The following is a 14,689-nucleotide window of genomic DNA, read 5'->3' as shown; positions in this document are numbered from 1 at the left end:
CCGCCAGCGCCTCACGCCAGCCCCTCGCCGCCACCTGCGATCCCGATCAGGCCAGCAAGGCCTGCAAGGTCGCCAAGTCGTCAGCCTCCTCGACAGGCTTGTCCAGACGCCAGCGCAACATGCGCGGAAAGCGCACGGCAATGCCGCTCTTGTGGCGCTTGGACAGGGCGATGCCTTCAAAGCCCAGCTCGAACACCAGCGTAGGCGTGACGCTGCGCACTGGGCCGAAGGTTTCCTGGGTGGTCTTGCGCACGATGGCATCGACCTTGCGCATCTCCTCGTCGGTCAGGCCGGAATAGGCCTTGGCGAAGGGGATCAGCGTGCGGTCCGGGGTGCCGGCAGGGCTGTCCCAGACCGCGAAGGTGTAGTCGCTGTACAAACTGGCGCGCCGTCCGTGACCCCGCTGGGCGTAGATCAGCACGGCATCGACGCTGAACGGGTCGATCTTCCACTTCCACCAGGTGCCCATGTCCTTGGTGCGGCCAACGCCATACAGGGCCTCGCGCTGCTTGAGCATCATGCCTTCCACGCCCAGGCTGCGTGACTGCTCCCGCTGCCGGGCAAGGTCCGCCCAATCGGGCCCTTCGAGCAGTGGGGAGAGCAATACAGGTGCCAGTGGGGAGGCCTCAAGCACGCGCTCGAGCTGCGCGCGCCGTTCATGCTGCGGGCGACTGCGCCAGTCCTCGCCTTGCCACTCCAGCAAGTCATAGGCCTGCAACACCACCGGGGCATCGCTCAGCAATTTCTTGCCCAAGGTCTTGCGACCCAGGCGCTGCTGCAGCACGGCAAAGGGCTGCACGGACGCCTCTGCCTTGGCATCGCTCGCTTTCCAGACCAGGATCTCGCCATCGAGCACCACGCCATCGGGCAGGGTCTGGGCCAGGCTCTGCAACTCGGGAAAACGTTCGGTGACCAGCTCCTCGCCGCGCGACCAGACCCACAACTGCCCGTCGCGCTTGACCACCTGTGCCCGGATGCCATCCCACTTCCATTCGATTTGCCAAGCGCTGGGTGGCCCGAGCAGCGTATCGAACTGTTCGACCGGGGCTTGCAGTGGGTGCGCGAGAAAGAACGGATACGGCTGCCCACCACGCTGGCTATGCTCATCGGCAGATTCGGGCGCGATCAGTTGAAGGTAGCGCTCGGCGGTTGGCCGGTGGCTGATGTCGGTATACCCGACCAGCCGCTGGGCTATCCGCTTGGCATCCAGCTCCGCCAACTGGGCCAGGGCACGCGTGACCAGCAGCTTCGATACGCCGACGCGGAAACTGCCGGTGATCAGCTTCAGGCACAGCATCAGGCTGGGGCGATCCAGCCGTGCCCACAAAGGTGGCAGACGTTGCTGGAGCTCTTCCGGGGGCAGGCCGCGCAACGGCAGCAAGTAGCTTTCGACCCAGTGCGCCAGGCCTTCGTCATCGCCCTCCTGGGTGTCGGGCAGCAGCAGCGAAATGGTCTCGGCCAGGTCGCCTACCGCCTGGTAGCTTTCCTCGAACAGCCAGTCCGGCAGCCCTGCCATCGCGCCGGCCAGTTCGCGCAGTACCCGAGTGGGTACCAATTGACGCGGCCGCCCGCCAGCCAGGAAATACACCGCCCAGGCGGCGTCCTGGGCCGGTGCGCTGGCGAAGTATTCACGCAGGGCCTGGAGCTTGGCATTGCTGGAGGTGGTGCCATCGAGGCGCAGGTACAGTTCGGCGAAGGCTTTCATGCGCCCGTCTCCCCAGCTGTAGCGTCATCTTCCTCACCGTATTCGGTAACGAATGCGCGGGCGTCGAGCCCCTGTTCATTCAGGTAGCGCACCAGCACGCCCACCGATCCATGGGTGACCATGACCCGTTCGGCGCCGGTCTGGCCGATGGCCCACAGCAGCCCAGGCCAATCGGCGTGGTCCGAGAGCACGAAGCCCCGGTCCACACCGCGTCTGCGCCGGGTGCCGCGCAGCAGCATCCAGCCACTGGCGAACGCGTCGCTGTAATCGCCGAAGCGTCGCATCCAGCTGCTGCCGCCAGCGGACGGCGGGGCCATCACCAGGGCGGTGCGCAATAGCGGGTCGTTGCGTGCAATATCGCCGGCATAGCGGGTTTCAGGTAAATACACGCCCGCTTCGCGATACACCCTGTTCAGCGGCTCGACGGCGCCGTGCACCAGAATCGAGCCGATGCTGGGGTCCAGGCCATGCAGGATGCGCTGCGCCTTGCCGAAGGCGTAGCAGAACAGCACGCTGGCCTTGCCCTGTTCGCTGTTGGCCCGCCACCAGGCGTTGATCCCGGCGAACACATCCGCCTGGGTCGGCCAACGGTAGATGGGCAGGCCAAACGTCGATTCGGTGATGAAGGTATGGCAGCGTACGGGCTCGAACGGCGCGCAGGTGCCGTCGGGCTCGACCTTGTAGTCGCCCGACGCCACCCACACCTCGCCTTGATACTCCAGGCGCACCTGCGCCGACCCCAGCACATGCCCGGCAGGGTGCAGGCTCAAGGTCACGCCGTGGTGCAACAGGCGCTCGCCGTAGGGCAGGGTCTGCAAATTGATGTCCATGCCCAGGCGGCTGCGCAGGATGCCGGCGCCCGGGTCTGCGGTGAGGTAGTGGCGATTGCCGGAACGCGAGTGGTCACCGTGACCATGGGTGATCACGGCACGGTCTACCGGCCGCCAGGGATCGATGTAGAAATCGCCGGGCGGGCAGTACAGGCCTTCGGGTCGAGCGATGACGAGGTCCATGGCACACGCACTGGTAGGGAGTTACCAGTTAGGAGCCGCAGCGGCCAGGGGAAGTTCGACCGGTGGTTTCTTCACCCCTTGACCGCCGCAAGCGCTGCACGCCGCCGGCCGTTTCTACTTGCCCGGTACCAGGGTCAGGCGCTGGGTGCCATAGGCACGCGCGAAGTGCTGAGGCGCAAGGGGCATGACAGCGAAGCGGCCCTTGAACCAGGCCTCAAGGCCATCCCCGTAATGTGGGCTGGCCGGATTGCCGGACTGGCCGCTGCTGGTCAGCACCTGGAGGGGTTCAGCCTGGCTGAAGTCCACGATCAGCCGCGCCGATGCCGGCAGGCGGGTGACGAAGTCGCTTCCCCAGGCGTAGGGGGTGAAGGCAAGCGTGCTGAAGTCGCCGCCTGCAGGCTGCGCAGGGCGGCTGATGGCATCACCCAGCCCATGGTAGGCCGGTGCAGGCCATTGGTATTGGTGCAGTTTGCCCCATTGCCAGGCGCTGCGGTCGGTGCCCAGTTGGGCGATGCCCGTGTCCATTGCCGCGACCAGGCTGCGGGCCAGGATGGCGGGTTTGTCTTCCTTCTGTGGCGTACTGCGGTCGTCCCAGAACGGGCTGTCATCCCGGCCCAGCAGGTGATCGGCCTGTGCCGAGAACGACAAGCGTGCATTGCTGACCAATGCCTGCCAGGCCGCTCCCGCTTCCGGTCCCAAGTCATCGAGGAATATCTGACGGGCGACAGCCTGGAGGAACAGGGCGTACAGCGCAGCATCTGCCGACACTGGGCTCAAGCGACCATCGAATGCCTTGAGCCTAGCCAGCGCCGTACGGGCCTTTTCGCGCTGATCGGCGGGCAAGGCATTGATGGCCTGCTGCAGCGGGCCTGCCATGCCTGGCGCTTCGAACATCTGCTTGAGCTTGCCGGCCAACAAGGTGACCTGGTCGTTCTGCAGCGCCATCAGGCTGCGACTATCAAGGCGGCCACTGCCGGCGAGCTGGCCCAGGCGCTCGGCACGCTCCGGGTAGTACCAACTGCTCGACAGCTGCATGCCGTAGCCGCGCGGCAGGCTGCGCTGGTTGGCGTGGCCGATCCAGCCAGCGGTCGGGTCCTGATCATATGGGTGCAGCATGGGGTCGGCATAGCCATCCCAGTCATAGCGCCCGTCCCACCCCGGCGAAGGCAACAGGCCTTGGCCTTCTCGGCGATTGGGGTAGCGCCCGCTCACCTGCCAGCCAATGTGCGATGCTTCGGCGAAGACGAAGTTCAGCGCCGCAGCCGTGACATCACGGGTGCTGTCGAATGCGCGCTCCACGGTCTTGGCGCGGGTCAGGTCGAACAGTGCATCAAGGCTGCGATCGCCCTTGAACTGCGGCAGGTTCAGTGCAAGGCCCAGGCTGGCATTGCCCGACTGGCCAAGTAGCGTGCCATGGCGCGTGTCGTGCATCACTTCGCGCACTGGGCGCTCGCCGCGCACCAGGAAGGTCTCGGTGTGCGCCCTGGCTGCAACCCATTTGCCGTCCGCCAGGTAACTGACCTGATTGCCCTGGTGGCGCAGCTTTTCCAGGAACAGGTCCTGGTTGTCGGCCATCACCGCGCTGCTGGTCCAGGCCAGCTGGCCGTTGTAGCCAGCCAGCACGATCGGCAGGCCCGGCAGCGACAGGCCGGCCACTTGGTACTTGCTGGAGTGGATCTGCACCGGGCTCAGCGCCCAGGCTGCACGGCTGTCGCTGGCCAGCAGGCTCTTGCCGCTGCGGCTGCGTTGCGGGCCGATGGCCAGGTTGGCCGAACCGGGACTGCCCAGCAGATCAAGGTCGCCCAGTTTTTGACTGGCAGCTGCCAGGGCAGACAACCCCGGCAACTGACTGGCAAGGTCCAGGCCCTTGAGCTTGGCTGCTTCGCCTTCGGGAAGCGGTTCGTCGGCGGCACCGGGTAGCAGCCAGGCCAGCTTGTCGCTGCCGACTTTCTGCGCCAGGGTCAATGCACTGATCTCTTCTTGCAGGTTGACCGACTGACTGAAGGCATACAGCGAAAACATCAGCGCGCAGTCTTCGGGCTTCCAGTACTCGGGGCGGTAGCCGCTGTTGGCCAGGTCCGCTGGCAGCTTGTCGCGGTAGCGGAACAGGTAGGCGTTGACCCCGCGCGCATAGACGTCGAAGAAGCGCTTGAGCCGTGGCGATGCGTCGGCGTACAGCTGCGCCGCGCTTTGCTTGAGGTTGGCCGCCCGCATCAAGCGGTCGATATCCAGTGCATCACGGCCGGCCACTTCAGCCATGCGCCCTTGGGCGAGCAACCGCATGGCGACCATCTGCTCGATCCGGTCCCCGGCATGCACGTACCCCAAGGTGAAGAGCGCGTCATGGAACGAGCTGCTCTCGATCAGCGGAGCGCCCATGGCATTGCGCCTGACCGACACGTTCTGGGCCAGGCCCTTGAGCGGCTGCACGCCGCTGGACGGCGGCAGGCTGTCCTGTTGGGCGGTGGTCTGGCAACCGGCCAGGCCAAGTGAACCGAGCAGCAGGGCAGCCGTTGCAGCGCGCGGGCGGAAAAAGAAAAGGGCGGGGGCGGCCATGGCAAGGCTCCTGCAAGGCGTAGCGGGTATGGAAAGGCGCTAAGGTAGTGAGCAGGCCGCCTGGGTGCAAGGCCTGCCCCGGCTTTATTTCGGCACACTGCCCCAGCGGTGGATGAGTGGCAGGACTCTGTCGGCAATTTGCCAATCCGTGGCCATGACGCTGGGGTACCCAAGCGCGCCTTGCAGCGGGTCAAACCTCGAAATGCTCAGCCATGGCGTCGGAAAAGTGCGTGCAGTTGATGCGGGTGTACTGCACATAGTTACGTGTGATCGCAAAGGATTCGCCAGGCATGAGCAGCACATCGTGCTGTTCGAGTTGGCGCACGAAAGGATGCAGGTCGGCGATATCGGGGTGATGGACCCACAGAAACATGCCGCCTTGGGGCGTGATATCGAAGCGCCAACCGCGGTCTGTCAGCGTGCGCTGGGTCTGAACCTGCTGTCGAATCAGGCGTTGCTGCAGATCGCTCATGTGCCTGGCGTAGGTGCCGTCGGTGAGGATGGTGTTGACGAAGCGCTCGCAGAACGCAGGCACCGCCACGCAGGTGAGCAGTTTCAGGCGCATGAGCGGTTCGACCAGTGCAGCCGGGCAAGCGATGTAGCCCACGCGTAGCGAGGCGGACAGGCATTTGGAGAAACTGCCGATATAGATGACCTGCTGCAGGTTGTCCAAGCCGGCGAAGGTCTGGCGTACACCCGGGCTGAAGTCGCCATAGACATCGTCTTCGACGATGTAGAAGCCGTGTTCGATCGCCAGTCTCAGCACGCCGAAGGCATTGTGCGGGCTGACGTTGCTGCCGGTGGGGTTGTGGAATGTGCTGTTGCAGAAGAATGCCTTGACCTTGTGCTGGACCAGGTGCCGCTGCATGTCCTCAAGGTCCGTGCCGTCTTGCAGCCGACGGATGCCGATCACGTGCCCGCCGGCCAGCTGGATCAGCTTGATCAGGTTACCGTTGCAGGGCTCGTCGACGAACACGTGGTCGCCAGGGGCGATCAGCAGACGGGCCACCAGGTCCAGGGCCTGGGTGGCGCCCAATGTGCTGAGTAATTGCTGTGGACCTACATCGATCTGGGTCATGCGCCGCAGGTGCACGCACAGCTGCTTGCGCATGGGCAGGTAACCCTGGATGTCGCCGTAATCGGCCAGCGAGCTTTGTTCCAGGCGCGCCGTGCGACGCACAGCCTTGGCCAGCAGCTCGGTGTCGCGCCAGGCAGGGGGCAGCCAACCGCAGCCGAGCTTGGTGTAGTGCTGGCCGCCTTGCAGCAGTTTGAACAGCGCGTCCCCGGCCATATGCCCAGGTGCCTCGTCTCTGGCTGGCGGCCGAGCGGTGCCGGCCACGAAATAGCCACGCCCTGGCACGGCCGTCAACAGCCCTTCGCTGACCAGGCGCCCATAGCTGGACACGACCTCGTGGTAGGTCGCACCCGTGCTGGCCGTGAGCTTGCGAATCGACGGCATGCGTTGCCCTGGCAGCCATTCGCTGGCAGCCAGACGCTGCCGGAGTTGATGAAGCAGAGTGTCAGCACGCATCGACGGGTCCGCCAGTGTTAGAAAAAACAGCCTAACAGTTAGCTGGAAACCGCGTCGACTGTTCGCCCGTGCTCGGCCGATCAGTGAGAAGCTTCGGCGCATTCCATTCCTGCATCATCAGCGAGCACGCCATGACCGAAACCCTGCCAGCACGCACCTACCTGTATTTCATTGCGCAGTCGGTCAACCTCACCACGGCTGTGATGTCCGTGACCATGGCGGCCCTGGTCGGTGCTGCTCTGGCGCCCGATCCTGCGTGGTCAACGGTGCCCTACGGGTTTCAGTTTCTCTGCGTGATGCTGGCGACCTACCCGGTGTCGTGGCTGATGGGGCGCATCGGTCGTCGGCGCGCGTTCATGCTGGGTGCTCTACCCTTGGCCCTGTCCGGCGTCAGCGGGTTCCTGGCCGTGCAGCACCAGCACTTTGTTGCCCTGATACTCAGCCACTGCGCATTGGGGGTGTATATCGCGTTCGCCAACTTCAACCGGTTTGCCGCTACCGACAACCTGACGCAACACCTCAAAGCGCGGGCGCTCTCACTGGTGGTGGCAGGCGGAGTGATCGCGGCAGTGGTGGGGCCGGCCTTGACCGGTTGGCTCAGGGATGTGGGTGGGTATCCGCTGTTCTCGCTGTGCTACGCCGCCTTTGTCGGCCTGGCGCTCGTGTCGTGGTTGATAGCCCTTTGCTTGCCTAAAGAGAAACCGGTCAATCGCCCGCAGCAGGACCTGCGAGCGTGCGAGGTAGGGCAGCTTGCGTCACGCAGGGTGCTGGTGATGGCGATGAGCGTGGCAGCGCTGGGGTACGGCATCATGAACCTGTTGATGATCCAGGCTTCGCTGCACATGAAAGGTATGCACCAGGACTTCTCCGACGTGCGCATGGCCATCCAGTGGCATGTCGTGGCGATGTTTGCGCCTTCGTTCTTCACTGGCAGCATCATTCAACGGTTGGGCATCAAGGTGACGATCTGTGCCGGGTTGGGCCTGTTCGTGGTGAGCACGGCCTTGAACATGGGGTCTAGCAGTTATGCCGTGATGACGGCGGCACTGATAGCCCTGGGCCTGGGCTGGAACCTGACCTACGTGGGCGGGGGGGCGCTGCTGGCGCAGGCATTGCAAGATAGCCCGGGGGCGATGCGCCTGCAGGGCAAGAATGACCTGGCCATCGCCGTGTGTGCCACCCTCGGCGCCTTTACGCCATCCTTGTTGCTGGACACCGCAGGCTGGACGGGCACCAACGGTCTATGCATGGTGCTGTGCCTGGGGCTGTTGCTGGCCACCGCGCTTCGGTTGCCAGCCAAGCCAGGCACCTCGGCGCCCGGGCTGCAGACCGCACCGCGCCCGCGCTAACGGACAGGCGCAGTGCTGTCAAACGGCGGGGCGGCTATCAGGCGCCGTGGCACTTCTTGAATTTCTTTTCGCTGCCGCAGGGGCACGGGTCGTTGCGGCCAACATCCTTGAGGGCGTTGCGCACCGGCTCCTGGTGACCGTGGTTGCAGTGCGGCCCGTGGACGTGGCCGTGGCCGTGATCATGGTGATGATCGTGGTCGTGGTCGCAGTCAGGGCCGTGAACGTGAGGCTGTTGGGACATTGCAGGGTTACTCCAGGTAATGATCGCCGGGCATTATCTCACCACCGCGCAACAAGTGCAGGTTCCGATGGATCAACAGGCCGGTGCCCAGTTCGGCCTTGAGCGTGTACTTCAAAGGCTGGTGACTCTTGAGCATCTTGGCCAAGGGCTTGAGGCGCTGCCACAGGTTGGTTCGGGCGGTGATCTTGAAGGTGCGCTGGTCGTGCCCGCCAACACTGCGCCACAGGCTGGCTTCGTCTTCTGCCAGCAGCACATCGTTCAACCGCAGGGCATAGGACAGGTTGCGGATGAACAGGCGGCTGTCGTTGGGGTTTTCCACCCGCACGTGGAGCACGAATTCCTGTTGCAGCAGGCGGGCCTTGACCGTTTCCACCCTGACCAGGTGGATCTCCGGTTGCCGCCATGGCTCACCACCCCAGCTGACGCAGCCGGCCAGGAGCATCACCAACAAGGCAGGCAGCAGGACACGCAGGCGGGTCATCATGCTCAGCCACCCACATAGCTGGCGCAGCATTTCTTGAATTTCTGCCCGCTTTGGCAAGGGCAGGGATCGTTGCGCGTGGCGTTCAGGCCAACGGTGGGGTCGATGAAGTACCAGCGGCCATCGTGCTGCACGAAGGCTGAGCGCTCGCGGTGCTGGTGATCACCGTCCTGGTCGTGCCAGCGGGCAGTGAAGGTGACGAAGCCGTGTTCAGGCTGGCCACCGATCAGCTCGGCATCTTCCACTTCCAGGCCCAGCCAGATGCTCTGGGCACTCCAGGCGGCCATGGCGGCGCGATCAAGGCCGGCCTGTTGGGCTGGCAGGGTGGTCGCCACCAGGTAATCGACCAGCCCCAGCACATAGGCGCTGTAGCGTGAGCGCATCAGGGCTTGGGCGTCCGGTGCAGGCGTGCCGGCGTGGTAATGCCCGCAGCAGGCGTCGAGCACGTTGCCACTGCCGCATGGACAGACCGAAACACTCATCATCACCACCAGTATTTGCCGAAGTTTTCAGGGTTGGCCCAGAACCGCGCATTCAGCCAGTCAGGGACCTGCTTGTAGTCATGTAGATCATAGGTGAACAGGCTCAGCACCTGCTGGTCGCGTTGAAACTTCTCACTGGCCGACAGGGCCAGGGCGAAGAAGTCCGTGTCTTGCCAGCCGCAGGCGGCCAGGTCGGCCAGCACTGCGACTCGACTGGCGTTGAGATTGCGAATGCCACCCAGCAGTTCCAACCCGTTGCGCTTGGGCAGGTGTTCCAGGCAATCGACCAGAAGCGCCAGGTCGAAGCGCTGGGCTGCCAGTTCAGCCGGCAGCGGGCCCGGCGGCGCGCACGCCAGGCTCGCTTGTGGGTGGGCCTGCAGGAAGGCGTCAAGTGCCGGGAACCGCGTGCCCACCAGCAACAGGCGTTGCGGGGACACGCGCTCGAGCAAGGCGGCAAGCGCCTGCTGCGGTGTGCGTTGGGAAAAACCGTCGGTCATTGCCAGTCCTCATCAAGATCAGCCAAGACTATCGGGCCAGAGCCTGTCGGCATAGGGCCGTGGCATCCGGTCATGGCAAATGGCTGGCAGGCTGTGCAAGCAGCGTCTTTACTGCCCTGATCGGCCACGATGCCGATCCCCCCAAAAGAGGCGATGAGATGAGCATAGTACGCACAGCTGTACCTCTGGTTCTGCTCACCAGTGTGTTGACTGGTTGCGCGGGTTTGCAAAAAACCGACTGGCCCAAGTGTGCGGCGGTCGGCGGTGTGGGTGGCGCAGCGCTGGGCGCGATCGAAAGCTCGAGCTGGGCAGGTTGGGGCGCGCTGCTCGGGGGCGGCCTTGCAGCGGGGTATTGCTGGGCCCATGGTGATGGCGACGAAGACGGCGATGGCGTACCCGACAGCCGCGACAAGTGCCCAGGGACGCCGCGCGGCGTCCAGGTCGATGCCAACGGTTGCCCGCCGCCTGCACCGCAGGTCGAGGCCGTGGTCGTCGAGCAAGTAGTGGTCGAGAAAGAAGAGGTGATCGTGATCCGCGATGTGCATTTCGAATTCGACTCTGCACGGCTGACCGCCGCCGACAAGCAGCGCCTCAATACCATCGCTACGCGCCTGAAGCAGGAAGCGCCGTCGGCCCGCCTGAGCGTGAGCGGCCACACCGACAGCGTGGGCGCCGACAGCTACAACCAGAAACTTTCCGAGCGCCGTGCCCACTCGGTCACCGACTATCTGGTCGAAAGCGGCATCCCGCGCAACAGCTTCGTGTCCGTGGTCGGGGCTGGCGAATCCCAACCTGTGGCTGACAACGCCACCGCCGAGGGGCGTGCCATGAACCGTCGTACGGAGATCAAGATCCAGCGCTGAAGCAGCAGCGCCCGCCCAGCGTATCGGCGCGGGCGCTTTGCAAACGCCATAGACGGTAATGGCCGGTGCCCATACATTGCCAAGCGCAGTGTGCGCTGGCGTGAGTCCCGACCGAGCGGTTAATGTGAAATGGTCGCGTTGGCCATCCCGGCAGTACGCCATACGGTGGGGCAGAGCATGAAATTCATCTTGAGCCTGGGCAAGCTCCTGACCATAGTCTTCTGGGGTGTAGTGCTGTACAACCAGATGGTGCCGCAACCTGTGCCGCTGAACCTATTGATCAACGCCACAGGCCTGTTGCTGGTGCTGCTGCATTTGCTCGAAATGCTGTTTTTCAATGCCAGTCTGCGCGGCCGTAGCCATCGCTGGTTCGACCGTCTGCAGATCCTGTTGACGGGCATTTTCCACATCATGTCCATCCCCCGCGCGCAAGAGGCGCCACGAAATGCGTAATCTGATGTTGTTCGCCCTGTTGGCTGCGCCGCTTGCGCAGGCACAGAACCTCGAAGTACCCGCCAATTCCATGCTGCGCTTGCCGACCAAGTCGGCCGAGGTGCATCTGGAGCAGCTCAGGGTGGCGGACGATGCCACCTTGCTGCTTCCCGCCACGCTCGCCTCGCTGACGGTCGATCGGCTGGAGCTGGGCCGTGATGCGCGTATCGCCGTGGCGCCGGCCGATACCCCGCTCCTGATCGAAGCGGCCAGTGCCAGCCTGGGTGAAGGCAGTGAGTTCAGTGCGCCGGGCGCGCCTGGGACTTATGAACGTGCCGCGCGTTCAGGGCGCGGGCTCGACCTCAAGCTTGCCCAGGTGCAGGGCGAACAACTGTCCATCGACGCCCGCGGCGGCGCGGGTGCGCCAGGGTTCGCCGGGCTCGATGGTGCCAACGGCCAGGCCGGTGGCTGCACCTGGGGCCGTGCCAGCCGCGGCTTCAACGGGGATGATGGCGGCAATGGCCACGACGGAGCACCGGGTGGTCGAATTCGCCTGAGCGTGCCCGAGGCCTTCCCTGCCGAGCGCATCAGGGTGCGCCTGGACGGTGGCGCGCCGGGCAAGCCTGGGGCAGCAGGCCAGGCGGGCAAGGGCGGTGCGAGCAAGGGTTGCCTGGTCTACCGCACCTCGCCGGGCAACAGTGGCCGCGCCGGGCAACCCGGTCAGCCAGGCCTTGCCGGGGCTGCCGGCGAGCTGATCCTGCAGCGACTCTGATCGCTGCGGGTACGCTCAGAACATCAGGCGGGCACTGGCCACGGCGACCACGGCCAGGCCCAGCAGCAGGTTCACCCCCACCATCCGACGGATGCGCCCCAGCACGGCCGCCGCGCCTGGCCAGTCCTCGGCCTGGACCGCCGTTTTCATTTCTGGCAGCAGCAACGCCTGGATGCGCATGAACAGGGCGAACATGACGATACCGCCCCCGATCATCACCTGGACATACCGCGGCGCGGTTTCGAAGCCATTGAAGCGCAGGTGAATCATGCCCACGCCGCTTATCGCCAGAATCGCCACGGCCACCCAGACCCAGCCGAAGAAGCGTCGGAAAACTTCCACCCACAACCGCAGCCTGGCAGGCCCGTCCAGCGCTGCACCCGTTGCCGGGCGCAGCACCATCCAGGCGAAGAACATGCCACCCACCCACACCAGGGCGGCCAGAACGTGCAGGGTGTAGGGCAGGGCAAAGGCAGTCATCCGGATCTCCATGCGGCATAAACAGCGTGAGCGGGGTATGATAGCCGCCCTATGCGCGATACTGAAAATCTATCCAGCCCTTCGGGCGCCTGCACACCATGATCAGCACTGAACTCAAAGCCACCATCCAGGGCGCCTACACGCGATTTCTCGAAGCCAAGAGCCTCAAGCCGCGTTACGGCCAGCGCCTGATGATCGCCGAGGTGGCCAAGGTCCTCGGGGATATTCCCTGCGACGACGAAGGCCGCCGTGCCGGCGAGCCCGCCGTCGTGGCGGTGGAGGCGGGCACCGGTACCGGCAAGACGGTCGCCTACAGCCTGGCGGCCATTCCGGCGGCCAAGGCGGCAGGCAAGCGCCTGGTCATCGCCACCGCGACCGTGGCGCTGCAGGAGCAGATCGTCTTCAAGGACCTGCCTGACCTGATGCGCAACAGCGGACTGAATTTCAGCTTTGCCCTGGCCAAGGGGCGGGGCCGCTACCTGTGCCTGTCCAAGCTCGACATCCTGGTCCAGGAAGGTCATGCCCAGACGTCCCAGGCGCAGCTGCTGGAGGAAGAAGGCTTTCGCATCGACGTGGACGAGCGCAGCCTGAAGCTGTTCAACAGCATGATCGAAAAGCTGGCCGGCAACCGCTGGGACGGTGATCGCGACAGTTGGCCAGAGAGCCTCGAAGACGAGGACTGGGCACGGCTGACCACCGACCACAGCCAGTGCACCGGCCGCCACTGCCCCAACTTCCAGCAGTGCGTGTTCTACAAGGCCCGTGAAGGCATGGGCAAGGTAGACGTGATCGTCACCAACCACGACATGGTGCTGGCTGACCTGGCGCTGGGCGGCGGTGCGGTGCTTCCGGCCCCCCGCGACACCATGTACGTGTTCGACGAAGGGCATCACCTGCCAGACAAGGCCATCGGCCACTTCGCTCATTATTCACGGCTGCGTTCGACGGCCGACTGGCTCGAGCAGACCGCCAAGAACCTGACCAAGCTGCTGGCCCAGCACCCCCTGCCGGGTGACCTGGGCAAGCTGATCGAACAGGTCCCTGAGCTTGCCCGCGAAATCCGCACCCAACAGCAGTTCATGTTCACGCTGTGCGAGCAGGTGGCCGATTTTCGTCCAGGCGAGGACAACGAAGGCCGAGAACGCCCTCGCTATCGTTTTCCAGGTGGCGTGGTGCCCGATGAAATCCGCGAGGTTGGCGTCGAGCTGAAAAAAGGCTTCGCCCGCCTGAACGATGTGTTCACCCGCCTGACCGACCTGCTCAAGGAAGGCATGGGCGGCGAGGTCAGCATTGGCATCGCCAGCCACCAGGCCGAGGAGTGGTACCCGCTGTTCGGTAGCCTGCAGACCCGTGCCCAGGGCAACTGGGAGTTGTGGACGGCGTTCACCGCCGAAGACCCCGAGGACAGCCCGCCCATGGCCCGCTGGCTTACCTTGGCCGAGAGCGGGGCCCTGTTCGATATCGAGGTCAATGCCAGCCCCATTTTGGCGGCCGAGATGCTGCGGCGCAGCTTGTGGAACGTGGCACACGGCGCCTTGGTCACCTCGGCGACCCTGACCGCGCTGGGCAAGTTCGACCGCTTTCGCATGCGCTCGGGATTGCCCCGCGATGCAGTTTCCTGCGTGGTGCCCAGCCCGTTCGTGCACGGTGATGCAGGCCTGCTGCGGGTACCGGACCTCAAGGCTGACCCCCGTGACGCCGCTGGCCACACCGCGGCCATCATCCGCGAGCTGCCGGGCATCGTCGAGGATGCCCGTGGTGCGCTGGTGTTGTTCTCGTCACGCAAGCAGATGCAGGATGTATTCGATGGCCTGGACCGGGACTGGCGCAAGCTGGTGCTGATCCAGGGCAACCTGTCCAAGCAGGAAACCCTGAACAAGCACAAGGCCCGCGTCGACGACGGCCAGCACAGCGTGCTTTTCGGCCTGGCCAGCTTCGCCGAGGGCGTCGACTTGCCGGGGGCCTATTGCGAGCATGTGGTCATCGCCAAGATCCCGTTCGCCGTGCCTGACGACCCCGTCGAGGCCGCCTTGGCAGAATGGATCGAAGCGCGAGGCGGCAATCCGTTCATGGAAATTGCCGTACCCGATGCCTCGTTGCGCCTGATCCAGGCGTGTGGCCGACTGTTGCGCACCGAGCAGGACCGCGGTGTCATCACCTTGCTGGACCGGCGCCTGGTCACCCAGCGCTACGGCAAGGCTATCCTCAATGCGCTGCCGCCATTTCGGCGGGAGATTTCCTGACGGCCGGAGCGCTTGCGCCGGCACGTTGTCCAACCTCAGTCGTG

Annotated in this window: 14 protein-coding genes; 5 read left to right on the top strand and 9 right to left on the bottom strand. The window is 64.8% G+C overall.

The window, feature by feature from the left end:
* Nucleotides 1–46 precede the first annotated feature (46 nt).
* The 4 genes from FH041_RS12215 to FH041_RS12200 form a co-directional block, all read right to left on the bottom strand.
* Nucleotides 47–1,705, bottom strand: a complete 1,659-nt coding sequence (locus FH041_RS12215; RefSeq protein WP_140174670.1) for an ATP-dependent DNA ligase — start codon at nt 1,703–1,705, stop codon at nt 47–49.
* On the bottom strand, nt 1,702–2,718 hold the full coding sequence (locus tag FH041_RS12210; RefSeq protein WP_023535285.1) for a ligase-associated DNA damage response exonuclease: 1,017 nt from the start codon (nt 2,716–2,718) through the stop codon (nt 1,702–1,704). Before FH041_RS12210 ends, FH041_RS12215 begins: the two co-directional genes overlap by 4 nt.
* Before the next feature lie 114 nt (nt 2,719–2,832).
* Entirely contained in the window at nt 2,833–5,274 is a 2,442-nt protein-coding gene (locus tag FH041_RS12205; protein WP_132579007.1) for a penicillin acylase family protein, read from the bottom strand.
* 190 nt (nt 5,275–5,464) lie between these two features.
* Entirely contained in the window at nt 5,465–6,805 is a 1,341-nt protein-coding gene (locus FH041_RS12200; protein ID WP_140174668.1) for a PLP-dependent aminotransferase family protein, read from the bottom strand.
* A 131-nt stretch (nt 6,806–6,936) separates the two neighbouring features.
* Between FH041_RS12200 and FH041_RS12195 the strand changes: the two genes are divergently transcribed.
* Nucleotides 6,937–8,154, top strand: coding sequence for an MFS transporter (locus FH041_RS12195; protein WP_028687597.1), 1,218 nt, complete (start codon nt 6,937–6,939; stop codon nt 8,152–8,154).
* 37 nt (nt 8,155–8,191) lie between these two features.
* Here FH041_RS12195 and FH041_RS12190 read toward each other — a convergent pair whose 3' ends face one another.
* The 4 genes from FH041_RS12190 to FH041_RS12175 are packed head-to-tail and all read right to left on the bottom strand — an operon-like array spanning nt 8,192 to nt 9,855.
* Nucleotides 8,192–8,395, bottom strand: a complete 204-nt coding sequence (locus FH041_RS12190; protein ID WP_027915332.1) for an SEC-C metal-binding domain-containing protein — start codon at nt 8,393–8,395, stop codon at nt 8,192–8,194.
* Between the two features lie 7 nt (nt 8,396–8,402).
* Complete coding sequence (locus FH041_RS12185) at nt 8,403–8,879, bottom strand: LEA type 2 family protein (RefSeq protein WP_027915331.1); 477 nt, start codon at nt 8,877–8,879, stop codon at nt 8,403–8,405.
* A 2-nt stretch (nt 8,880–8,881) separates the two neighbouring features.
* Nucleotides 8,882–9,358, bottom strand: a complete 477-nt coding sequence (locus FH041_RS12180; protein ID WP_140174666.1) for a YchJ family protein — start codon at nt 9,356–9,358, stop codon at nt 8,882–8,884.
* A gap of 2 nt (nt 9,359–9,360) precedes the next feature.
* Complete coding sequence (locus FH041_RS12175; protein WP_027915329.1) at nt 9,361–9,855, bottom strand: DUF6231 family protein; 495 nt, start codon at nt 9,853–9,855, stop codon at nt 9,361–9,363.
* Between the two features lie 158 nt (nt 9,856–10,013).
* Between FH041_RS12175 and FH041_RS12170 the strand changes: the two genes are divergently transcribed.
* The 3 genes from FH041_RS12170 to FH041_RS12160 all read left to right on the top strand — a co-directional run bounded on the left by FH041_RS12170 (nt 10,014) and on the right by FH041_RS12160 (nt 11,922).
* Nucleotides 10,014–10,718, top strand: a complete 705-nt coding sequence (locus tag FH041_RS12170; protein WP_027915328.1) for an OmpA family protein — start codon at nt 10,014–10,016, stop codon at nt 10,716–10,718.
* 177 nt (nt 10,719–10,895) lie between these two features.
* Nucleotides 10,896–11,171 carry a DUF1145 domain-containing protein gene (locus FH041_RS12165; RefSeq protein ID WP_027915327.1) on the top strand — a complete coding sequence of 92 codons (276 nt, stop codon included), beginning with the start codon at nt 10,896–10,898 and terminating at the stop codon, nt 11,169–11,171.
* Nucleotides 11,164–11,922, top strand: a complete 759-nt coding sequence (locus FH041_RS12160; protein WP_027915326.1) for a hypothetical protein — start codon at nt 11,164–11,166, stop codon at nt 11,920–11,922. The genes FH041_RS12165 and FH041_RS12160 overlap by 8 nt, the downstream gene beginning before the upstream one ends.
* Before the next feature lie 15 nt (nt 11,923–11,937).
* Here FH041_RS12160 and FH041_RS12155 read toward each other — a convergent pair whose 3' ends face one another.
* Entirely contained in the window at nt 11,938–12,402 is a 465-nt protein-coding gene (locus tag FH041_RS12155) for a CopD family protein (protein WP_059183274.1), read from the bottom strand.
* Nucleotides 12,403–12,500: 98 nt separating this feature from the next.
* Here FH041_RS12155 and dinG point away from each other — a divergent pair, with 98 nt between their 5' ends.
* Nucleotides 12,501–14,645, top strand: coding sequence for an ATP-dependent DNA helicase DinG (dinG, locus tag FH041_RS12150; RefSeq protein WP_027915324.1), 2,145 nt, complete (start codon nt 12,501–12,503; stop codon nt 14,643–14,645).
* The last annotated feature ends 44 nt before the right edge of the window (nt 14,646–14,689 follow it).

Source organism: Pseudomonas sp. SWI7, assembly GCF_006351945.1.
GTDB lineage: Bacteria > Pseudomonadota > Gammaproteobacteria > Pseudomonadales > Pseudomonadaceae > Aquipseudomonas > Aquipseudomonas fulva.
The sequence above is the reverse complement of the archived record's forward strand: the minus strand, read 5'-3'. Positions and strand labels throughout refer to the sequence as shown.